Raw genomic sequence first — 22,435 nt, 5'->3', positions numbered from 1 at the left:
GACAAACCTCCCGGTTGACATGAGGGGGCCCGCAGGTAGAATGCGCGCCCCCATGGTTTCCGCGACCCAGCAAACCCAGCGCATCCGTCGACGCAAGGCGCGCACTGCGGGCACCGTCCGCAAGCGCTTCGAGCGCGCGCACGGCACCCCCAAGTTCCCGATCCATCCGGCGGGTTACGATCAGAACGCGCCGGACGCCCTGCGCGCTGCCACGCCCACCGAGGCGCAGGCGAAGAAGTAGGAGAGCTTTTCTCATGGCCAATCACGCATCCGCCGAAAAGCGCAATCGCCAGCGCATCACCAGGACCGCGCGCAACCGCGCCATCAAGTCGGAGCTCCGCACGGTCGTCAAGAAGGCGCGCACCGCGCTGAAGGGCGTCTCGCAGGAGTCCACCGCGCCGGTCACCGCCGCGGAGAGCGCGCTCGATCGCGCCGCGTCGAAGGGGGCGATCCCCGCGAAGCGCGCGTCGCGCGTGAAGAGCCGCCTGGCCCTCGCCCTTCACAAGGCGAGCGTCGCCGCCAAGACCGCCGCGAGCTGAGCAACAACCTCTCCGCACGTACGCCCCGCTCCACCGCAAGGTGAAGCGGGCGTCGTCGTTTTGTCTCCCCTCATCGCCGTGATGCCGCGGCCGGCGCCGTGGTGCCGCCGCAGGCCTGCTCATCGCGGCGCACCGTGGCGGCGGCCCAGCGGTCGCGAGCGTCAGTGGGCGTCGGCCCAGGTCGGGCCGTGGTCGATGTCGACGACGAGCGGCACGTCGAGCGGGAAGACCGACTCCATGGCCTCCCGCACCCTGGCCTTCGCCTCGTCCACCGCCTCGGCCGGCACCTCGAACGCGAGCTCGTCGTGCACCGTGAGCACCATGCGCGCGCCGGGGACCACGGGGCGCGGGACGCGCACCATCGCGAGCTTCAAGAGATCCGCCGCCGTCCCCTGGATGGGGGTGTTCTGCGCGATGCGCTCGGCCTGGGCGCGGCGCATGCGGTCGCTGCTGCGCAGATCCGGGAGCAACCGGCGCCGGCCGAGCAGCGTGCGCACCGACTCGGAGCGCTTCGCCTCGGCCATCGTCCGCTCCATGAACTCGTGCACGCCGCGGTAGCGCGCAAAGTAGGCGTCGATGAAGCGCGCCGCCTCCGCGCGCGAGATGTCGAGGCGCTTCGCGAGCGCCGACTCGCCCATCCCGTAGATCACGCCGAAGTTGATGGTCTTGCTCCGGCGGCGCATCTCGTCCGTGACCCCCGCCTCGTCCACGCCGAAGATCTCCATCGCGGTGCGCACGTGCACGTCCTGCCCGGTGCGGAACGCGTCGACGAGCACCGGATCCTTCGACAGGTGCGCGAGCACGCGCAGCTCGATCTGGGAGTAGTCGGCGCTCACGATCACGCTCCCCGGCGGCGCGATGAACGCGCGCCGGATCATCCGCCCGAGCTCCGTGCGGATCGGGATGTTCTGCAGGTTCGGATCCTGCGACGAGAGCCGCCCGGTCGCGGCCACGGCCTGGCTCCAGCGCGTGTGGATCCGGCCCGTGCTCGGGTGCACGAGGCGCGGCAGCGCGTCGACATACGTGCCCTTGAGCTTCGCGATGACGCGGTGCTCGAGCACCACGCCGGGGAACGGGTGGTCCTCCGAGAGCGTCTCGAGCACGTCGGCGTCGGTCGAGCGGCCGGTCTTGGTCTTGCGCTGGGAGCGCAGCTTGAGCTCGTCGAACAGCACCGCCTCGAGCTGCTTCGGCGACGCCAGGTTGATGTCGTGCCCCACCATCTCGCGCGCCTTCTGCTCCAGCGCCGCGAGCTCGGTCGTCATCTTCGCGCCGAGCTGCGCGAGCGCCTGCGGGTCGACCAGGACGCCCGTGAGCTCCATCTCCGCGAGCACCGCGGAGAGGGGCAGCTCGATCTGCATGAGCAGATCCTCGAGCCGCTCGGCGCGGAGCCGTGGGCGCAGCCGGTCGGTGAGCGAGAGCGCGACGTCGGCGAACGCCGCCCCGTAGGTCGAGGCCTCGCCGAGCTCGATCTCGTCGAGGGCGCGCTGCGCCTGCCCGCGGCGCTTCGGGGCCACCTCGTCGAGGGTCTGCATCTTGGCGCCGAGCTCGCGCTCGGCGAGCTCGTGGAGCTGGTTCTTCCCCTCGGGATCGAGCAGGTAGCTCGCCAGCATCGTGTCGAAGGCGACGCCCAGGAGCCCGATGCGGTGCCGCAGCAGGATCACCTCGCAGTACTTGACGTCGTGGCCCACCTTCGGGAGCTCGGGGTCGGCGAGCAGCGGGCCGAGCACCGCGTCGATGTCGCTCATCGCGAGCTGGGCCGGCGCGCCGAGGTAGCGATGGCCCAGCGGGACGTAGACGGCCTGCCCCGGCTCGCAGGCGAGCGCGATGCCGCAGACGTGGGCGCTCATCGGCTCGCGGCTCGTGGCGTGCACGTCGATCGCGAGGCGCCCGGCCGCGCGCGCGGACCTGGCGAAGCCCTCGAGCTCCTCGCGCGTCGCGATGACCCGGTAGGTCGCCGCGCGCGCGGTGGGCTCGGGCGCGCCGACGGCCTTCAGGAAGCGCGAGAAGCCGAGCTCGGTGAAGAGCTCCCTGAGCCTGCCGGTGTCCGCGCCGCCATAGCGCAGCGTCTCCAGATCGAGCGAGACGGGCGCGCTGCCGTCGAGCGTCACGAGCTTCTGCGACAGGAGCGCCTCGGCCTCGTGCAGCTTGAGCGAGTCGCGGATGCGGGGCTTCTTGACCTCGTCCAGGCGGGCGTAAATCGAGGAGAGCGAGCCGAACTGCGCGAGCAGCTCGGCCGCCGTCTTCAGGCCCACGCCGGGCACGCCGGGCACGTTGTCCGAGCTGTCGCCGACGAGGGCGAGCAGGTCGCGCACCTGCTCCGGCGGCACCCCGAACTTCGCGACGACCTCGGGGTGGCCGTAGACCTTGTCGCGCATCGCGTCCCAGAGCATCACCCGCTCGTCGTCGACGAGCTGCATGAGATCCTTGTCGCTCGACGCGATGACCACGCGCAGCCCCCGCTCCTTGGCGCGCGCGACGGTGACGGCCACGAGATCGTCCGCCTCGAGCCCCTCCTGGATGAAGATCGGGATGCGGTACGCCTCGACGATCTCCCGGCACCGGCTCATCTGCACCCCGAGATCGGGCGGCGGCGGAGGCCGGTGGGCCTTGTAGCGGGGGTCGAGATCGTCGCGGAACGTCTTGCCCGGGGAGTCCATCGCCACGCCGAGGTACGCGGGCTTGCGCTCGTCCACGAGCTTCGAGAGCATCGCGACGGTGCCGTACGTCGCATGAGTCGGTTCGCCGCTCGGGCTCGAGAGCGGGCTGATCGCGTGGTAGGCGCGGAAGACGTAGCCCGAGAGGTCGATCAGGTAGAGGACGTCCGGAGCTCCGGCCGGGGGAAGCGCGGTAGGGCGCATGGACATGGATCGACCCTTAGCACCTCGGCGCGCGGCCGTTCATCGAACCACGATGTCGCGCCGCATTGTCACATCGAGGACGCGCCCCTCGCGCTCGACGCCGACGGTGACGCGCGTCCCCGCCGGGCCGCGGAGGCGCTGGATGCAGTCGGCGAGCGGGAGCTCCCTCGCGTTCTCGCCGTCGATGCGGACGATGACGTCGCCTTGCGCGAGCCCGGCAGACACCGCGGGCCCGCCCTCGATGAGGCCCGCGATCGTGACGCCGCTCGACGAGACCGAGAGCATCGCGCCGATGCCCGTGAGCTCCTCGCGCGATCCGCCGTCGTCCAGCATGCGGAGCTCGATGTCGGTCCGCACCGAGCCCGCGCCGCGCGCGTCGAGGCCGGACACGATCTTGGCCATGTACTCCTCGTGGCGCACGCGCACCGAGAACGGGCCGCTCGCGGGCACGCCCTGGAGCTCGTAGTCGCCGTTCGAGTCGGTGAGCGAGAGCGAGATCGCGTTCGCGCCAGACGAGGTCACGGAGTCGAGCTCGACCTGGGCCTCGACGACCGGGGCGCGCGACGCGGCGTCGACGACCCTGCCCCTCAGCGTCGCGCCCTGCGGCAGCACGATCCTCACGCGGTCGGCGGTGCGGCCCGCCTCGACGTCGACGGCCGCGCTCCGCGTCGGCGGGCGGCCGGCCGCGCTCACCGTCAGCACGTAGCGGCCCGGCGCGAGCTCGTCCAACCGGAACGCGCCGCCCGGATCGGACACCTTGCGCGCGCGGCCATCGACGCTCCCGCGCGCGCCGGACCCGGCCGGCTGGAACGACTCGATCGCCAGGAGGTACGCCTCGATGGGCCTGCCCGACTGATCCACGACCTCGCCCGCGATCCCCCCCGCGGCGCTCAGGTGGAGGACGTTGTCGCGGCCCGCGGCGAGGCGCGTGGGCTCGCCCTCGCCGAACGGAGGCTGCGCCGCGGTCGCGGTGCAGCCGTCGGCCTCGGGCGGCAGCTCGAAGCGCCCCTCGGCGTCAGCGCTCGCCGACACGCCCGGCTCATCGCGGCAGCTGACCACGGCGCCGGCGCTGGGGCGGCCCTCCGAATCGAGGACCACGCCGCGGACCGGCTCAGCGCGCGCGGCCGTCGTCTCGCGCGGCGGCGGCGGCGCCGGCGGCGGCGCCTCGACCTCGACCTCGCGCGGCTCCGCGAGCTCCGGCTGCGGCGGAGGGAGCAGCGCCGTCGCGGGCTCGCGCCGCGCTGCCATCACGGGGTCGGGGTGCGGCACGAGCAGCCAGAAGAGGAGCGGCGCGACAAGCAGCGCCACGGACAGCAGGGCCGCGGAGAGCCAGGCCCTTCGCTGCGTGCCCGCCGTCCGGCTGTCCCACATGCCGTCCTCCGCCGCCGGTTCAGCGGCCGGCGTCGGCCTGGCCGGCCGAGCCCTCGTCCACGCCTTCGGGGGTCTCGCGCCCGTCGACCGGCGCGATCGCCGCCTCGTCGGTGGGGCCGAGCGCGGGGCTCTCCGGCTCGGCGGGCCACGGCGTCTCGCTGGAGGAGCCGCCGCACGCCCCGAGGAGCAGCGCAAAAGGTAGGAGCAAGGTGCCGGGCCGCATGGCCGGCATCCTAGCTCGTTTTGCTGGGGAGGTCATAACGGCCGGGCTCCTGGCCCGGCCACGAGCGAGCGCGGGGAGCGCCGGCTCAGCGCGCGGAGAGGTTCGTCCGGGCGATCCAGAGGCAGGCTGCGGCGTTGGCCGCGCACCAGACGACCAGGGCCATCCGGCCAAGGGGGCCGGCGACCTCACCGAGCACGACGACCGACGTGAGGTAGGCCGCCGTACCGACGGCGATGCCCGCGATCGCCGGCCGGAGCTTCTTCACGCCGAAGAAGATCGAGGTGAGGCCGAGCGGGATGAGCGCGTTGGCGAGCGGCAGCCAGCGGTGGACCGAGGCGCCGATCAGCAGGTCCAGGTCGGCGATCGGCCGGGCCAGCACGTCGACGGCGAGGTCCACGCGCGGCAGGAGCCACGGCGCGAAGAAGAACAGCCCCGGCCCCGCCGCGAGCGCCGGGAGGAGGAAGCTCGCCTGCCACGGGCTCGTGGCGTTCGCCTCCTTCTTGCGGGCGCGGCGGCTGACCCACATCGCGAGCACGAGCAGCGCGAGCAGCCGCACGACGATGTGGCTCTGCGTGACGCGCACGACCGAGCTCGCGGCGTCGAGGATGCCGGCCCCGTAGAGGAGCTTGCCGCTGTCGGAGTCGTCGACGCTGCGCGCACCTGAGCGGAGCGCGTCCTCGACCGCGCGCGGGTCCGACACGCCGAGGCTCACGAGCAGCGCCGCCGCGCCGGCCACGTGGGGCGCGGCCATCGAGGTGCCGCTGTACACCGGGTAGCCCTCGCACTTGTCGCGCCCGCGGTTGCAGATGGTCTGCTGGGTGACGTTCACCCCGGGCGCCGCGACGTCGACGCCCTGGCCGCGCGAGGAGAACCGCGCGATCTTGTCGTTCGCGTCGGTGGCGCTCACGCCGATGACGCCGTCGGAGGCGCCGGGGAACTGCACGCGCCCGCCGGTGTTGCCGGCCGCCGCGACGACGACCGTGCCGCGCGAGACCGCGTAGTCGATCGCGCTCTGGAGGACCTTCGAGTTGCGCGGCCCGCCGAGGCTCAGGTTGATGACGTGGGCGCCGTGCTCGGCCGCCCACCGGATGCCGTCGGCCACGTCGGCGGTCGTGCCCCAGCCGCTCTCGTTCAGCACCTTGACCGGCATGAGCCGCGCGTGAAACGCGAGCCCCACGGCCCCGAGGCCGTTGTGGGTCGACTGCGCGATCGTGCCCGCCACGTGCGTGCCGTGGCCCTGGTCGTCGTTCGCGTGGATCGTCTTGTTGACGAAGTTCCATCCCTCGACGCACTCGGTCGAGGCCAGGTCGGTGCCCTTGGTGAACGGCCCGTGCGTCTCGCACGCGATGCCGGTGTCGACCACGGCGACGGTGACCCCGCGGCCGGTGGCGAAGTCCCATGCGCGCTCGGCGCCCACGCGCGCCATGTGCCACTGGTCCTTCAGCAGCGGATCGTTCGCGACGAACGAGGCGCGCACCCAGGCGAGCGGCTCGGCCACCTCCACGCGCGGATCCTGTGCGAGCCGCTGCAGCGCCGCGCTGACCGGGCCATCCACGGTGGCGATCTGGATCCGGGTCTCCGAGGCGAGCGCGGTCGGCATGACGCTCAGCGAGAAGTCGCGCACGAGCGCCTCGAGCGCGCTGTCGTCGAGATCGTCGCGCGCGTCGACGACGATCTGCCCCGGGATGTCGTAGCTCGTCTCGTCGAGCTCGGAGGCCAGGCCGTGCAGCGGCTCGCCCGCGGTCGCGACCGGCTCGCTCAGGAGATCGAAGCCGTTCGAGCGATCGACATCGACGGGCAGCGCGGGGTTGGCGTACCCAGGGAGGCGGGGCTCGAGCATCCCCGGAGAGCGCGCCGCGAGCGCGACCCCGGCGCCTCGGCCGTCCGTTCCGTCGGCCCTGGCCGCGCCGGCTACGGCGACCAGCGCCGCTGCTGCGAGCAACGACGTCGCGAGCGCGCGTCCGCCTGGGTGAATGGCGGTCCCTGACCCACGCTGAAGGCGAGACTTGTGCATAGGGATCTCCTCCTCGGCAGCGTAGCGCCGCTATCCCCGAGCAGCCATCGCTCTGGCGTCAACGTACCGCGCGTGGCGCCGACGGATCGCGCTCGTCGCGCCCGCATGCCCGCTGCGGAACGCGGTCGCAGCGTCTGCAAGCGGTGCAGGGCCCCTCGCGATCGCGGAGTTCCTGGACCCCAGGACATCCCGCCGACAACCTCCCACACCGCCGCCGTGCCCCAGGCTTTCTGACGAGCCCGATTGCCCGCGCCCGCTGTCTCCAGCGCGCTCTCCCCTCCCCCTGCGGCTCCCCTGCGTCGGCGAAATCCCCGCCCGGCCCCCCTGCGGCTCACATCACATCACATCACCTCGCCGCCGCCGCCCACAGGCCGGCCATCCACGCTTCCACGTCGCTCACGGTCCGCGGGATATCGATCGACAGGTTCCGATATCCGGTCTCCGTGACGAGGATATCGTCCTCGATGCGCACGCCGATGCCGCGATAGCGGGCCGGGACCGTCTCGTCATCGATCTGGAAGTACAGGCCAGGCTCCACCGTGAGCACCATGCCCGGCCTGAGCTTGCCGAACTTGTAGACCTGCTGCCGCGCCTGCGCGCAGTCGTGCACGTCGAGGCCCAGCATGTGGCTCACGTTGTGGAGCGAGTACCGGCGGTAGAACTGCTTGTCTTCCTTGAGCGCCTCCTCGGCCGAGACGCTCAGGATGCCGAGCCGCTCGAGCCCCCGGGCGAGCGCCCGCATCGCCGCGCGGTTCGGCTCCATGAAGTCGTTTCCCGGCTTCACCTCGTTGATCGCCGCCTCCTGCGCCTCGAGCACGAGCTCGTAGATCGCGCGCTGCTCCGGGGAAAACTTCCCGTTGATCGGCAACGTCCGGGTGATGTCGGCGGTGTAGAGCGCGTTCCCCTCGACGCCGGCGTCGAGCAGAAGGAGCTTGCCCGGCTCGAGCGCGCCGTCGTTCCTCGTCCAGTGCAGGATGCAGGCGTGGTGGCCCGACGCGGCGATGGTCCCGTAGCCGACGTCGTTGCCCTCCACCCGGGCGCGCAGGTTGAAGACGCCCTCGATCTCTCGCTCGCTCCGCCCTCGCGGGAGCGCACGGATGACGTCCTCGAAGCCCCGCTTCGTCGACGCGACGACCGCCTCGAGCTCCTCGACCTCGAGGGCGTCCTTGAGGAGGCGCATCTCCGAGAGCGCCTCGCCGAGCTGCTTGTCGCGATCATGCCGGGCGAGGAGCTTGTCGACGCGCTCGGACATGCCGCGGAGCACACGGTGCGGACGCGTCACCGTGCCGACGAGGCCGCTCAGGTACGCGTCCAGCTCGGGGAGCCCGCGGCACTCGTCGACGCCGAAGCGCGCGCGGCTCTGCTCGACGCCCAGGCGGGGGCCGACCCACAGCTCTCCCTTCGCTCGATCGGTGAAGAACGTCTTGTCGCTGCGCCCGGGGTTCGGCTCGACGAAGAGGATATCCCGGTGCCCGCCCCCCTCCTGCGGCTGCAGGACAAGCACGCAGTCAGGCTCGAGGTTGCCCGTCAGATAGAAGAAGTCCGAGCCGGGGCGAAAGCGGTAGTGCGTGTCGTTGGCGCGCACCTTCTCGTGCCCCGTCGAGAGGACGAGCGTCTCCGCCGGGAAGAGCTTCGAGAGGGCGCGGCGGCGGGCAGCGAACACCTCCGCGTGCGCGATCGGCTCGGGGAGCTCGCTGGGCGCCGGCGCCCAGCGGTCCAGCATGAACGCGATCAGGGCCTCCGGCAGCGTCGAGTCGTGGCTGGCCGGCTTGGCCTCGGCGCCGGCGACCGCGGCGGCGGGCGCCTCGGTCGGGCCGCTGCCGGTGGGCGCGCTGGGGGCAGGATCTGCCTGGAGGGGGGCGGCGCTGGTCTCGGGCGTGTGGCTCATGGGGCTCAAACTATGGGTCGATCGGGCAGGGTCGTTCAAGCCAAAGCGCGCGCCCGACCCGCCGCGCGGATCGTCCCCTACGGGAGGCGACGCCTCACGCGACCGAAGCGCCGCCGTCGACCGCGAGGATCTGGCCGGTGATGAAGTCGTTCTCAGCAAGGAACACCACGGCGCGCGCGATGTCTTCGGCCTCGCCGAGGCGCCGGAGCGGGATGCGCTCGCGAAGGCGAGCGAGCGTGTCCTCGTCGTAGGAAGAGGGCGGCAGGACCGTCCCGGGTGCGATGCCGTTGACGCGCACGTCAGGCGAAAGCCCCACCGCGAGGCCGCGGACGAGGTGGGCGAGCGCGGCCTTGGAGACCGAATAAGGGATGTAGTTCCTCCACGGGCGCTCGGCGCTCACACAGACGACCGCGACGACGCTGCCGTGGCAGGCGCGGAGCGCAGAAGCGAGCTCGAGCGTGAGCAGGTACGGCGCGGTGGCGTTGAGCGCCATGGCGCGGTCCCAGGCGTCAGCGGAGAGCTCGGCCGGCGGGACCCGATCGAAGTTCGCCGCGTTGTGGACGAGCAGGTCGAGCCGGCCGGACGACCAGTCGAGCACCGCACGGGCCAGCGCGGCGAGCGCCTCGCGATCGTAGAGGTCCGCCTGGAGCGCGACGGCGCGCCGGCCGAGCGAGCGCGCCTCGTCGACGACGGCATCCGCGCCGGCGCCGCTCGTGGCGTAGTGGACGGCCAGGTCGGCCCCCGCGGCTGCGAGCGCGCGGGCGGTCGCGGCGCCGATGCGGGTACCGGCGCCGGTCACGAGGGCGACACGGCCGATCAAGGGAACGTGGGGCATGGACGCCGTTTAGCCGATGTGGCGCCGCGCGCGTCGAAGGGACAGCATCGAAGCGGTCAGGGCCGCGAGCGGACGGCCCGAGGGCGAGGGTCACGTCGCGGTCTCTCGAGCTCCGCGTCCATGGCACCCTCCTGGCCCACCCGCCTCGCAGGCTCCTGAGGCTCGGTGCTCCGACGCGCGCGCCCGCTGTCGCCGTTTTTTTCTCCCGCGACGCGCCCCGTGGCACGCTGCGCCGGCTTTGCCGATGCCCCCGACACGCCGAAGCTCCGCCCAGAAGCGCTCCAGGGAGCTGACGTGGCGCCTGTGCGCCCTCGCCGCCGCGCTGCTGTGCGCGGGATGCAAGGAGAAGCTCGAGTCCATCGATCTGCCCGGCCTCGACCTGCCCGGCCTCCATGGGCCTGACACCGGCGCTGCCGCCGCGCCGGCGAGCGCCGCCCCGCGAGCCCAGAGCCCCCCGCGCGCCGTCGCCGCCACCAGCGCCGCCCCGCGCGCCGCCGCGGCGGGCGCGCCGTCGCTCGACTGCGACGAGCTGCCGTCGGAGGAGGAGGAGCGGCGCGCGCAGCTGCCGCCCCTGACGGCGCTCGGGAAGGCCGTGCCCGTGGAGCCGTGGACCCCGCCGCCGTACGAGGTGCTGCCGGGCGTGATGCTCCCCGCGAAGATCGCCGCGAAGCTCGAGCAGATCGACCGGGAGTACGCGCGGCGCACGCGCGAGCACCTCGTGATCACGAGCGGGACACGCGACGCGAACCGACAGGCCAGGGCGATGTTCACGAAGCTCAGGCTCGGCGAGGATCTCCTCAAGCTCTACCGGAACAAGGCGGCGATCCTGGAGATCAAGAGGGCGTACAAGGCGCGCTCGGGCAAACCGCCGGAGCAGGTGGTCGCCGCCATGGAGGCCGTGATCCAGGACCAGATCGACCGGGGGATCTACGTCTCTGCGCACCTGCGCCGAGGCGCCGTGGACGTGCGCAACAGGACCATGTCGCCAAAGGAGAAGCGCGCGTTCCTCGAGAGCACCGCGGAGGTCGGGGGCGTCCTGGTCATCGAGGAGACGACGCCCGCGCACTACCACCTGCAGATCGACTGACAGGCAGGTTCACGACGAGCACTCGAGATCACCTGAGCGCGGGCGCGCGGCGGCGCCGAGCCTGCGCTCGCCTCGTCGATCGGCCGGCCGCGCGGCTCACAGACCGGCGATCGGGCCGCTCGCCGGGTCGCCGTACTTCGACAGCTCGACGCCGAAATAGTTGATGATCGAGCAATGGAGCCCGCCGGTAGGCGCGTTGTTCGCGCGGACGGCGCGGCCTGTCTGGAAGCCCCCCACGTGTCCGGCCAGCATGATGGGCATGTTCTTCCGACCGTGGGAGTCGCCGTCGCCGTTCTCGGACGTGTAGAGCACGAGCGACTCGTCGAGGAGGTTGCCTGTCGCCGTGGTGGCGGCCTTCATCGCGTTGAGCAGGTAGGCGAAGCGGCGCACCTTGAACCGCGAGGTCTGGACGACGCGGGCGTTGGCGATGCGCATCGCCTCCGCCTGCGGCAGGCCGTCGAGATCGGTCGCGCGATCGCGGTCGCCGAGCTTGTGCGAGATGAAGTGGTCGCTCCAGTCCCCCACGCCGTCGGGCAGATCGTAGCCGGCGAAATCGAGGCCCCAGCTGTTCGAGTACTGCAGGACGAGCACCCGCGTCAGGTCGCAGGTGAGCGCGAGCAGCCCGAGATCGATCATCTGCTTGAACTTGCCGTGCAGGTCGAGCCCCCGCGGGGGCTCGCCGGGGACGGTGCAGCTCGACTGGGTCGTGGACTGGATCTGCTTCTCCAGCTCGAACACCGACTCGAGGTGCTGCTCCACGCGCGCCCGGTCCGCCGCGCCGAGGCGCTGGTTCAGCCGCCTTGCGTCCTCTCTCACCCAGTCGAGGACGCTGGCGCGGCGCCGCCGGATGTCGTCCATCCCCTCGCTCGGGTCGCCCAGGTTGCTGAAGAGCGTGTCGAACAGGCGGGCCGGGTCGCGGAAGGCGTCCTCGACCTGACCGCCGTCCCGGAACGAGGTGAAGCCCTGCGTGACCGCCGTGTCGCCCGTGGGCGACACGTTGATGCTGCGGTAAGGGGTCTCGGCCGCGATGTGATCGGCCAGGTACTGGTCGAGCGTGGCCTTGCGCGGGACGGACTGTCCGCCGCCGTCGGTGTGGGCGCAGAGCGCCATCGCCGGGCTGTGGATCTCGGAGCAGATGACCTGGTGGTCGACGTCGGACACCATCGTGACATCGCTCCAGATGGGATCGCCCGCCGGCCACTCGCGCTCGGCGGCGAAGCCCTTCATGTCCACGAGGGCCGGCGTCAGCCCCTCGGCCGAGAGCGGCCCCGCCGTGCGCGGGTGCCACGCGCCGGGGTCGGTGCCGTTGGGAACGAAGAAGGCCACGAAGCGCTTCGGATCCGCCGGCGCGGCGCTGGCGCGCTGCGGCCGCATCGCGTCGAGGAACGGCAAGGCGACCGCGACGCCGGCGCCGCGGAGCAGAGCTCTTCTCGAGATCTTCACTGGCGACACTCCTCTTCCATCATCGGTCGGACGGGTTGCGAGCACATCACTCTGGCGCCCTTCGCAGCCGGAACGCCGGAGACTGCACGATGGCGGTCAGGAAGGAGCGGAACCGGTTGCCGTCCTGCGCGAAGCTCTCCGCGGCGGCGTCGATGGCGCAGCGGTCCTCGACCGCCGGCTCGCGTCCCTGGGTGTACGTGAACAGCTTCTCCGCGACGCACGCGGCCAGCTTCGGGCTCTGCCGGAGCTCCGCCGCCAGGGCAGCGAGGGAGTCGAACGACTCGTTGGCTGCGCCCTGGAGGCGCGGCTCGAGCCCGAACTCGTCGATAGCGATGCTCCCGTCGTATCGCCCCTGCTTGTCGTACTGGGCGAACCCGACGCCGATCGGATCGATGCGCGCGTGGCAGCCGGCGCACCCCGCCTGGGTGTTGCGCTTCTTGACGACCTCGAGGTAGCTCAGCCCGGCGAGCTCGCTCTCCAGCTCCTCGAGGAGCCCGGCGGGGATATGGATCTTCTCGCAGAGAAAGGCCTGCCGGAGCCACTGGCCGCGCACGGAGATGAGGTCGCCGTCGTTCTTGGCGCTGATCAGGCTGGCGTGCGTGAGCAGCCCGGTGTTCGCCCGGTGGTGGTCGTCCGGAAACTCCACGCGCGTCATGCCGTCGTCCGGCGCCTCCATGCCATAGAACTTCGCGAGCGCCGGGCTGATGTACGTGTGATTCGCGGTGAGCGCGTCGAAGAAGTCGACGCCCGGGGTGAAGGCGTGCTCGTCGAGGAGGAGCTCGCTCTCGGTGATCATGTCCCCCAGGAGGGCGGGCGTCGACGCGTCCGGGTTGGCCGGCGGGCGGAGCTGCTCGAACGTCAGCCACTGCTTGAAGAAGGCGTTGTAAAAGCGCGGAGTCCGCTCGTCTTCGACCATCTCCTCCGCGACCGCGAGGAGCCCCTTGGGGGTGTCGAGCTCGCCGGCCTCTGCCTGCGACAGGAGCTCTGCGCTCGGGGACCGACCCCACAGCGTGAACGACAGCCGGGAGGCGAGCTCGAGCGGCGACAGGGGCGACGTCTCCGCGCCGGTCGCGCCGACCTCGATCCGGAACAGGAAGCTGGGCGAGGTGAGCAGCGCCTCGATGACGAAGCGAAACGCGTCCGCCCTGTCCTGCGCGACCTCGCTCGCCCGCCCGACCAGGTCGCTCACCTCCTCGGAGGACAAGGGCCTTCGATACGCGAGCTTGCCGAAGCGCTGCACGAAGCGCTCGAGGCAATCGGAGGCCTCCGGCTCGCAGCCGAGCACCGAGGCCCGGCGCGCCTCGTCGGCCATGAGCTCCTGCCCGAGCGCCTCCGCCGTCCCCAGGTAGGCCCGAAGGTGCTGATCCGACACGTTCTGGAGGGCGGCGATCGTCCGGAATCCGCCCTGACCGGTATCTTCCGGAATACTGTCCACAACGGGCGGCTCGGCGAGCTCGAACAGGTCCTGGAGCGTCAGCTGGTACTCGAGCCGGGACAGGCGGCGCAGGACGCTGGGGCTCGTTCGAGCGACACTGCAGTCTTGCGCTGTGGGCTGCCCCGTGACGGGGTCGATCGGCGTGCCGTCGTCCGAGCTGCCGTCGCCGAGCTGCCCGGTACAGGCAACCGCCGTCAGGCAGAAGAGCGCCATCGCAGATGCGCCCGCCGCGAGGGAACGCCGGTGAAACGGTACCGATCGAGCGGTGTCGGGCGGCATTGTCTTGCTCATGGAGTGACCAGCCATTCAGGTGGAGCGCACCTGACGCACGCCGAGGCATTCCGGCGATGCGCCACGTCGTGGTCTGAGGCGAACTTTTGAAGCAAGGCGGAACGTGCGCGCCCCGGCGTCAGCTCGGGGCAGGGGCTACATTCCCATAGCACGCTCTTCTGATCACCGCATGGCGCGGATCGCTGGCTGCCACTCTGCTGGCTCGCGTCGAGACAGCGGCGCGCGGCGGAGCACGAGGAGCCCGGCAGAGAACAGCACGTCGGCATGGCGACCGAATCCTACCGTTGCTGTACAAATCAGCTCACCGGGCTTAGCCGATATCCAAGATCACTCCTTGCCTCGGCGAGAACTCGATGACGTACGCTCCACGGCACGGGTGGCCCTGTTTGCCCCGGAGTGATGCACATGAAGGCGGGAAGATCCTTGATCTTTTCGTCCCGCCTTCCCGCCTTCATGTTCAAATCCGGCCACCACCAGCTCAGCTGCCCTTGAGGCACCGTCTCCGGTCCCGGCCGGCGCGCTGCGCGTGCTCTGAAACGGGCCTTTCGCCGCTCAGCGCGACGAGCTGCCCGCCGCCGGGATCGCCGTCCTCGGCCCCGGGCCCGACCGCGCGCCTCCCTTGATGCGCGCCTCGGTCACGACCTCGTCCCACTGCGCGTCGTAGCCCTCGAAGTGGACCCGGTAGGAGCCACGGGCGACGACGCCGGTGACGATCGCCGGCTTGTACGACCCCTTCCACTCGACCTCGATGCGGTCGCCGACCTTCCGCGCGCCGGCGTCGCCGGAGGCGCGCTGCTCCTCCTCGCGGAGACGCCGCGCGCTCCCCTCGTGCAGGCACTGCTCGCGGTGGCAGGCGAGGCCGGAGGCGCAGTCGTCGTCAGCGCGGCACGGAGACCCGAGCGGCGCCTTCTTGCCGCAGGCAGCGAGCGCCGCGGGCAAGGAGGCCACGATCACGAGCGCCCTCAGGAAGGTAACGGCTCGAACACGCACGACACGGCATCCCAGCAGAGCGGCCGCTGCCCGACAACAGGGATCTCGACGCCTGTGACGGGCATTGCCTCCTCTCCACCCGGCCCCCAGCGCCCGGGGCGCACACGGCAGCCTCCCTGGCGCCTCGGATCGCTGCCTTGAGCACGCCGCAGCCCCGCCCGCGACGCCTCGCTTCGCCGCCCCCGGCGAGCCGCGCCCCTGTCAGCGGGGCCGCCCTCTGCTATGGTCGCCCCCGCCGTGCGTCTGCTCGCCGCCCTCGCGCCCGTGGCCCTGCTCCTCGCGGCGCCGCCGCTCCTGGGCTGCGGCGGCGCCCCCGCGACGGACGCGGGCGTGTGCGCGGGCGCGGGCGTCTGCGGCGCCCGCTTCTGCGTCGCGGGGCGCTGCCGGCCGCCGAGCGCCCTCCCCTCGCCCATCGACGCGCGCCGCGTGCTGCTCCGGCCGGCGGACCTGGCCGTGATCGCGGAGGACGGCGACGCCGCGGCCACGCCCGGCGTCCCCGACGCGATCGCGCTCGGGCGCGCCGGGACCGGCGACGTCGTGCTGCTGCTCCGGTTCACGCCGACCTTCGGCGTCGACGCCGACATCGCGAGCGCCTTCGTCCTGCTGGAGCCAGCGCCGCTGGCGCCGCCCGCCGAGCACGCGGTCACCCTGGAGGTGGCGCGCATCCTCGAGCCGTGGCGCTCCGAGACGGCCACGTGGGGCCGGCAGCCGCGCCTGTCGATCCCGGAAACCGCCGCCATCGTGCGGCGCCGCCCGGCGACGCCGCTGCGGATCGACGTCACCTCGCTCGTGCGCGACTGGGCCAGGCGGCGCAAGGACGACCACGGCATCGCCCTCCTCGCGCCGGGCAAAGACGCCGTCGGGGCAGCCTACTCGATGGGCATCTCCCAGGGCGCCGGCCCCCTCCTCGAGGTGTACGTACGGTGAGCACCGGCCAGGACGACGAGGGCGACGAGGACGACGACCTCGGCGCGCGGAACTCGCTCCCCCTCCCCCTCATCCGCCACGACGGCGGCTGGCGGAGGCCCTCCACGCCCAGCACCCCGCCCGGCGCATCGCCCACGCCAGGCGCACCGCCCGCGTCCGGCGCACCGCTCACCCCCGGCGCACCGCCCGCGTCCGGCGCACCGCTCACCCCCGGCGCACCGCCCTTCGCGCGCGGCGCCCTCGCGCGCGGCCTCCACGATGACGACGACGAGCCCGCCGTCACCCAGCGCTCGACGGCGAGCGTGCGCCCGTTCCCGCTCCTCCGCGCCGCGCCGCCGGCGCCCGAGGAGGCCCCGCCGCCCGCGCTGCTCCGGGTGAGCGACCTGCGCGTCTCGTTCACCGCCGACGGCCGCGTCACCCGCGCCCTCGACGGCGTGTCGTTCACGGTGCCGCGCGGGCGCACCGTCGCGCTCGTCGGCGAGTCGGGGTGCGGCAAGACGGTGACCGCGCTCAGCATCCTGCGGCTGCTGCCCGCGCCCTACGCGGCCATCGACGGCGGCGCGATCGAGCTCGAGGGCCAGGACCTCCTCGCGCTGAGCGAGCGCGAGATGCGCGCCGTGCGCGGCGGGAAGATCGGCATGATCTTCCAGGAGCCGATGACCTCGCTGAACCCCGTCTACACGGTCAGCGCCCAGATCGCCGAGGCCGTCCGGCTGCACCTGCCCATGTCCCGCGGCGCCGCCCGGCTCTACGCGGTGAGCCTCCTGCGCAAGGTCGGCTTCCCCGAGCCCGAGGTGCGCGCGAACAGCTACCCGCACGAGCTGTCCGGCGGGATGCGCCAGCGCGTCATGATCGCGATGGCCCTCGCGGCAGGGCCCTCGCTGCTCATCGCCGACGAGCCGACCACCGCGCTCGACATGACCACGCAAGCGCAGATCCTGGACCTCCTCGATCGGCTCAAGGCCGAGACGTCGATGAGCCTCCTGCTCATCGCGCACGACCTCGCGGTGGTCGGCGAGCTCGCGGACGAGATCGTGGTCCTCTACGCCGGCGTCGTCGTGGAGCGAGGGCCGGCGCGCAACGTGCTCGCGGCGCCGTCGCACCCGTACACGCGCTCGCTCCTCAGGAGCGTCCCGGCGCGCGGGTTCCGCCCGCCCCGCGTGCGCGGCCAGCGGGCGCTGCGCCTGCCGACCATCCCGGGCGGGCTCCCCGATCTGCGCGATCCGCCCCGCGGCTGCCGCTTCAGCGACCGCTGCGACGCCGTGTTCGATCGCTGCCTCGTGGAGGCGCCGGACATGTACGCCGTCCCGCCCGGCGCGGGGCAGCACGCGGCGCGGTGTTTTCTCCTCACAGGCCCGGGGCGCGCGGGCGACGAGGGCGCCGCGTGACGCGCGACCGCGGCCTCCCGCCGCCCGCCAGCGGCTCCCCGTCGCCCGGCCCGAGCGACGGCGCCGGCGCGGCGCGCCCGGACAGCATGCGCCCGGACAGCATGCGCCCGGACAGCGGCCTCCCAGAGAGCATGCGCTTCGACAGCGCGCGGGGCGAGCGGCCGCTCGTCCTGGCCGAGGGGCTCTCGAAGCTGTACCCGGTGCAGCGCGGCCCCTTCGTGAAGCCGGCCTTCGTGCAGGCGGTCGACGGGGTGAGCTTCCACATCCACCGCGGCGAGACGCTCGGCCTGGTCGGCGAGTCGGGCTCGGGCAAGAGCACCCTCGGGCGCCTCGCGATCCGGCTCATCGAGCCCACGGTCGGCCGCGTCTTCTTCGACGGCGTGGACCTCACCGCCCTCTCGGCTCGCGCGCTCAGGACCATGCGCCGGCGGATGCAGATCGTCTTCCAGGACCCGTATGGCTCGCTCAATCCGCGCATGACGCTGCGCGAGATCGTCGGCGAGGGCATCGTGATCCACCGCCTCGCGCGGAGCCGCGACGAGGAGACCGCGATGGTCGAGGGCGTGTTCCAGAAGGTCGGGCTGCGGCCGGACATGATGGGGCGCTTCCCCCACGAGCTCTCCGGCGGGCAGCGGCAGCGGGTCGCGATCGCCAGGGCGCTCGCGGTCCGCCCGGATTTCATCGTCTGCGACGAGCCCGTGAGCGCGCTCGACCTCTCGGTCCAGGCCCAGATCGTCAACCTGCTCGAGGAGCTCCAGGACGAGCTCTCGCTCGGCCTCCTGTTCATCTCGCACGACCTCCGCGTCATCCAGCACGTGAGCCACCGCGTCGCCGTGATGTACCTCGGCCGGATCGTGGAGATCGGCCCGGCGCAGGGCGTGGCCGAGCGGCAGCACCACCCGTACACGCGCGCGCTCTTCGAGGCGACGCCGTCGATCGAGCGAGGGGGCAAGGCGCGCCGCCTGCTGCCGGGCGCGCCGGCGAGCGCCATCAACCCGCCCGAGGGCTGCGTGTTCCACCCGCGCTGCCGGAAGGCGGAAGAGGGCAAGTGCGATGTCGAGATCCCGCCGCTCGAGGAGCTCGTCCCCGGGAGCGGCCACCGCGTGGCGTGCTGGTACCCCGAGGGGGAGTGACCGCGGCGCCGGCGCGTGCCTGATGGGATGTAACGGAGCGGGCGGAGTCGCGCGTACGGGAAGCAGAACGCGCGAGATAGAGATATATATATCACGGAGACACAGAGGAGATGAAGAACAGGCACTCTGTGCTTCCGTGCGCCTCCGTGGCTCGGCTCTCGCGCTTTCTGCTAAGGTCCGCGCACCATGCACGCCTGGCGCGGACACTCCTTCGGCTCCCCCGAGATCCTTGTCTGGGAAGAGGTGGACGACCCGCCGCTCGCCGCGGGGGAGGCCCGGATCGAGGTCGCCGCCTCCGCGATCAACTTCCCCGACGTGCTCTTCACGGCAGGCGCCCATCAGGTCAAGCCGACTCCGCCGTTCATCCCCGGCTTCGAGGTCGCCGGCGTCGTCGTCGAGAGCCGCGAGCCGTCACTGCCGCCGGGCACCCGCGTGGCCGCGACGCTGCCCGGCTCGGGAGGGTACGCGACCCACGTGATCGCAGGCCCGCGCACGACGTACACGCTCCCCGACGGCATGCCGTTCGAGGACGCGGCGGCGCTGACCATCACGTACCAGACAGGCTATCTCGCGCTGCACCGCCGCGCCGGCATCAAGCCCGGCGACACGGTCCTCGTGCACGCCGGCGCAGGCGGCGTCGGCAGCGCGGCGATCCAGCTCGCCAAGGCGGCCGGCGCGACCGTCATCGCGACCGCCGGCGGAAAGGAGAAGGGGGCGGTCTGCCGCGCGCTCGGGGCAGACGTCGCGATCGACTACCGGCACGAGGACTTCGTCGCCATCGTCAAGGAGCGGACCTCGGGCCGAGGGGCCGATATCATCTTCGACCCCGTCGGCGGAGACGTCTTTGACCAGTCCACCAGGTGCGTCGCCTTCGAGGGCCGCATCGTGGTGATCGGCTTCGCCTCAGGCCGCTTCCCCGCGGCGCGCGCAAACCACCTGCTCGTCAAGAACTACGCGGTCATCGGCCTCTACTGGGGCACCTACAGCCGCGCCGAGCCCGCCGTGACGCGGGGCGCGCAGGACGCGCTCTATGCGATGTATGGAAGGGGCGCGATCAAGCCGCTCGTCTCCGCCGCGCTGCCGATGGCGGACGCGAAGGCCGCCATGACGGCGGTCGCGTCCCGCGCGACCACCGGCAAGGTGGTGCTCACCACGCAGCGATGAGGGGCGCCGCCGCTCGAGCGAGCGGCGGCGGCACGGAAGAAGGGCTCAGTTGCAGGCGGTCCCGGTGGACGCCTCGGCGAGCGTGCCGAGCGTGTCCTGGTCCTTCGTGGTCAGGCCGAAGCCGTAGGGGAACTGCGCCGTCTTGCCGTCGTTGCGGTTGACGAGCTGGCACTCGCTCCCGGGCCAGGAGAACGAGAGCTTGCCCTGGAACTCGTGCGCACCGAACAGCACGTCGGCCACGCCGCCGCCCTCGGAGCCCGGGAGCCACGCCGCCACGAACGCGCTGGAGAGGTTCAGCTCCTTGTTCACGTAGAGCGGGCGGCCCGACAGGAAGACCGTCACGATCGGCAGCGCCGGCGCGGCCGTACGGATGGCCTGGAGCACCTGGAGGTCCTCCGGGTGGAAGCGCGCGTGCTCCAGCGTCTTCGCGTGCTCGATGTTGTCATCGGCGTCCTTCCCGGACTGGATATCGCCCTTCATCTCCGCGTAGGGGGTCTCGCCGATCACCACGATCGCCGCGTCGAAGCTCCCCGACGAGGCGGCGGCGCCATTGGCGCTCAGCATCGCCTGGCCGCCGCCCGCCGACACGAGCGCCTGGATCCCCGCGTAGATGGACGTGGCGCCCGGGAAGTCGGCGTTCGAGTTCTCCGTGCCCTGCCACGTCCGCGACCACCCGCCGGTCTGGTTCGAGAGGTTGTCCGCGGACTTGCCCGCGACGAGCACCTTCGCCGACGGAGCGAGGGGGAGCACCGAGCCCGCGTTCTTCAGGAGCACGAGCGACTTCCTGACCGCCTCGCGCGCGAGCGTGCGGTGCTCCGCGGCGCCGAGCACCGACTGCTCCCCCGCGAACATCCGCTCCGACGGGGCGCCCTTCGTCTTCTTCGGGCCGAGGAGGCCGGCCCGCATCTTGACGCGCAGGATCCTCGTCACGGCGTCGTCGACCCGCTCCATCTTGATCTGGCCGGACTTCGCCTGAGCGAGGGTGTTCGTGTAGAACGCCTTCCAGGCGGTCGGGACCATGATCATGTCCACACCGGCGTTGATCGAGGCCGCGCACGAGTCGTCCGTGCAGCCGCTCACCTGCCCATGACCGTTCCAGTCGCCGATGACGAAGCCGTCGAATTGGAACTTGTCCTTCAGCACGCCGGTGAGCAGATCGCCCTTGCCGTGCATCTTGTCGCCGCGCACGCGGTTGTACGACGCCATGACCGTCTGCGCGCCCGCCGGGATGGCGGACATGTACCCCTGACCGTGGATCTCGCACAGCTCGGTGTCGGACCCGAGGTAGTTTCCCTGGTCATCGCCCTTGTCGGTGCCGCCGTCGCCGATGAAATGCTTGGCCGTCGCGATGACGCGCGCAGCACCGAAGAGATCCGGGCTGTTCGCGGCGCCCTGGATGCCTTGCACGACCCGGCCGGCGTAGGCGTTCACGATCTGCGGATCCTCCGAGTAGCCCTCGTACGTGCGGCCCCACCGGTCGTCACGGACAGTCGCGAGCGTCGGCGCGAAGGTCCAGTCGAGCCCCGTGGCGACGACCTCCTTGGCCGTCGCGGCGCCGATGCGCTCGAGCAGCGCAGGATCGTTCGCCGCGCCCAGGCCGATGTTGTGCGGGAAGAGCGTGGCGCCGCGGACATTGTTGTTCCCGTGCACCGCGTCGATGCCCCAGATGATCGGGATGCCCGCGCGGCCACCGGACGTGTCCACCGAGGCCTTGTAGAAGGCATCGGCGCGCGCGACCCAGTCCGCCGCCGACGCGCTCTTGCTGCCGCCCGGCCAGGAGCCGCCGCCGTTGAGCACGGAGCCGATGTTGTACTGCTTGACCTCTTCCGGCGTGATGTAGCCGATCTCGGCCTGCACCATCTGGCCGACCTTCTCCTCGAGGGTCATCCGGCCGAGGAGCTCGGCGACGGCCGCCTCGATGGCCGGATCCTTCGCGATCGCGCTCTCTACCTCGGGCCAGCCGCCGTCGCAGGGCAGGAGACCCACGCTGTCGCCGGCGCCGCTGCCGCTGCCGCCGCCGCCGGTGCTGTCGCCCGCGCCGCTTCCATTGCCGCCGGTGCTGTCACCGGCGCCGCTGCCGTTGCCGCCGGTGCCGGTGCCGGTGCCGGTGCCGGCGCCGCTGCCGCTGCCGCTGCCGCTACCGCTGCCGGCGCCCGCTCCGGTCGATGAGCTGCTCGGATTGTTGGACGTGTCGTCCCCGCAGGCGGCCGGCGCGAGGACAACCGTCGCCGCCATGATCCATGTCGCATACCGTGTGAGGCGCATAGGTGCTCCCCTCTCTATGTCAATGAGATGAAGGATGGGCTCTGAGGTGAACCGTGACAGTCAAGCAAAGCGTCGATCGGGATGAGCCCCGCGCGCCGTTCGCCCGCGAACGAATCGAGCAGGACGGCCGATAACAGGCCTCGTGCTCGGAGGCCCGGAGGTCACCCCCTGCTCCAGGCCGGTCGCCACGCGATGGGTGTAAGACAACATAAGACAGAATGGGAATGTTCTAATCCATGACTCCACCCGCACGCAAGCCCCCCTCACGCCGCGAACGATGGATCGATCGCCGTTTCGATGCGCGCGTCGCGTCGCAGCCATGAATTCGATCCTGGCGCGGCCCTCGCGGCGCGTCGGATGACACGGCGCGTCCTGGAACGCCCACCCGTTAACCATAGTCCGAGTCGCGCGGCAATACGCAAACCGGATGGCGCAGCGCGGTAATTCACCCGTGGCAGAACGCCACAACCGACGCAGAGGCCGCGGCCTGCCCCGCGACCCGGGGGGAAGAGCAATTTTTCGGAGGGTGGCCGCAGATTTGCAGCTCACGTAGATCGCGCAGATCGCGCAAGCCGCATTCCCTG

Annotated in this window: 17 protein-coding genes; 7 read left to right on the top strand and 10 right to left on the bottom strand. The window is 72.0% G+C overall.

All coding sequences use genetic code 11. The features are described from left to right. The first annotated feature begins 52 nt into the window (after window positions 1-52). Together WME75_RS44180 and rpsT are read left to right on the top strand one after the other, a co-directional pair. Window positions 53-241 (top strand): hypothetical protein, encoded by a 189-nt coding sequence (locus tag WME75_RS44180; RefSeq protein WP_437484031.1) that lies wholly within the window; start codon window positions 53-55, stop codon window positions 239-241. Between the two features lie 13 nt (window positions 242-254). Beyond that, complete coding sequence (rpsT, locus tag WME75_RS44175; protein WP_437484028.1) at window positions 255-539, top strand: 30S ribosomal protein S20; 285 nt, start codon at window positions 255-257, stop codon at window positions 537-539. 161 nt (window positions 540-700) lie between these two features. Here rpsT and polA read toward each other — a convergent pair whose 3' ends face one another. The 6 genes from polA to WME75_RS44145 form a co-directional block, all read right to left on the bottom strand. Continuing rightward, window positions 701-3,403, bottom strand: a complete 2,703-nt coding sequence (gene polA, locus WME75_RS44170) for a DNA polymerase I (protein WP_437484026.1) — start codon at window positions 3,401-3,403, stop codon at window positions 701-703. Window positions 3,404-3,436: 33 nt separating this feature from the next. Beyond that, the gene (locus tag WME75_RS44165) at window positions 3,437-4,768 is read right to left on the bottom strand and encodes a carboxypeptidase regulatory-like domain-containing protein (RefSeq protein ID WP_437484023.1); all 1,332 of its coding nucleotides are present in this window, start codon (window positions 4,766-4,768) and stop codon (window positions 3,437-3,439) included. A gap of 19 nt (window positions 4,769-4,787) precedes the next feature. Next, on the bottom strand, window positions 4,788-4,991 hold the full coding sequence (locus tag WME75_RS44160; protein WP_437484020.1) for a hypothetical protein: 204 nt from the start codon (window positions 4,989-4,991) through the stop codon (window positions 4,788-4,790). 85 nt (window positions 4,992-5,076) lie between these two features. After that, entirely contained in the window at window positions 5,077-7,005 is a 1,929-nt protein-coding gene (locus WME75_RS44155) for a S8 family peptidase (RefSeq protein ID WP_437484018.1), read from the bottom strand. Window positions 7,006-7,351: 346 nt separating this feature from the next. Then, complete coding sequence (locus WME75_RS44150; protein ID WP_437484015.1) at window positions 7,352-8,893, bottom strand: aminopeptidase P family protein; 1,542 nt, start codon at window positions 8,891-8,893, stop codon at window positions 7,352-7,354. 94 nt (window positions 8,894-8,987) lie between these two features. Beyond that, on the bottom strand, window positions 8,988-9,728 hold the full coding sequence (locus WME75_RS44145) for an SDR family oxidoreductase (protein WP_437484012.1): 741 nt from the start codon (window positions 9,726-9,728) through the stop codon (window positions 8,988-8,990). Between the two features lie 244 nt (window positions 9,729-9,972). Between WME75_RS44145 and WME75_RS44140 the strand changes: the two genes are divergently transcribed. Continuing rightward, entirely contained in the window at window positions 9,973-10,815 is an 843-nt protein-coding gene (locus tag WME75_RS44140) for a hypothetical protein (protein ID WP_437484009.1), read from the top strand. Window positions 10,816-10,911: 96 nt separating this feature from the next. On the opposite strand, the gene WME75_RS44135 is transcribed toward WME75_RS44140, so the two are convergent. The 3 genes from WME75_RS44135 to WME75_RS44125 form a co-directional block, all read right to left on the bottom strand. Then, the gene (locus WME75_RS44135; protein ID WP_437484006.1) at window positions 10,912-12,258 is read right to left on the bottom strand and encodes a DUF1552 domain-containing protein; all 1,347 of its coding nucleotides are present in this window, start codon (window positions 12,256-12,258) and stop codon (window positions 10,912-10,914) included. A 46-nt stretch (window positions 12,259-12,304) separates the two neighbouring features. Beyond that, entirely contained in the window at window positions 12,305-13,984 is a 1,680-nt protein-coding gene (locus tag WME75_RS44130) for a DUF1592 domain-containing protein (RefSeq protein WP_437484005.1), read from the bottom strand. A 552-nt stretch (window positions 13,985-14,536) separates the two neighbouring features. Continuing rightward, window positions 14,537-14,974 carry a hypothetical protein gene (locus WME75_RS44125; protein WP_437484003.1) on the bottom strand — a complete coding sequence of 146 codons (438 nt, stop codon included), beginning with the start codon at window positions 14,972-14,974 and terminating at the stop codon, window positions 14,537-14,539. A gap of 237 nt (window positions 14,975-15,211) precedes the next feature. Here WME75_RS44125 and WME75_RS44120 point away from each other — a divergent pair, with 237 nt between their 5' ends. From WME75_RS44120 to WME75_RS44105, 4 genes are all read left to right on the top strand, one after another. Continuing rightward, on the top strand, window positions 15,212-15,901 hold the full coding sequence (locus WME75_RS44120) for a DNRLRE domain-containing protein (protein WP_437484000.1): 690 nt from the start codon (window positions 15,212-15,214) through the stop codon (window positions 15,899-15,901). Then, entirely contained in the window at window positions 15,898-17,289 is a 1,392-nt protein-coding gene (locus WME75_RS44115; RefSeq protein WP_437483997.1) for an oligopeptide/dipeptide ABC transporter ATP-binding protein, read from the top strand. The genes WME75_RS44120 and WME75_RS44115 overlap by 4 nt, the downstream gene beginning before the upstream one ends. Continuing rightward, window positions 17,286-18,422 (top strand): ABC transporter ATP-binding protein, encoded by a 1,137-nt coding sequence (locus WME75_RS44110; protein ID WP_437483995.1) that lies wholly within the window; start codon window positions 17,286-17,288, stop codon window positions 18,420-18,422. The genes WME75_RS44115 and WME75_RS44110 overlap by 4 nt, the downstream gene beginning before the upstream one ends. Window positions 18,423-18,608: 186 nt before the next feature. Continuing rightward, a complete protein-coding gene (locus WME75_RS44105; RefSeq protein WP_437483992.1) occupies window positions 18,609-19,586 on the top strand; it encodes an NADPH:quinone oxidoreductase family protein in 978 nt (325 codons plus the stop codon). 45 nt (window positions 19,587-19,631) lie between these two features. Here WME75_RS44105 and WME75_RS44100 read toward each other — a convergent pair whose 3' ends face one another. Then, window positions 19,632-21,851 (bottom strand): glycoside hydrolase family 3 protein, encoded by a 2,220-nt coding sequence (locus WME75_RS44100; protein WP_437483990.1) that lies wholly within the window; start codon window positions 21,849-21,851, stop codon window positions 19,632-19,634. Window positions 21,852-22,435 lie beyond the last annotated feature (584 nt).

It is taken from the genome of Sorangium sp. So ce1014 (assembly GCF_051521505.1).
Classification (GTDB): domain Bacteria; phylum Myxococcota_A; class Polyangia; order Polyangiales; family Polyangiaceae; genus Sorangium.
Note: the sequence above shows the minus strand (reverse complement) of the source record. Positions and strands in the feature narration are given on the sequence as shown.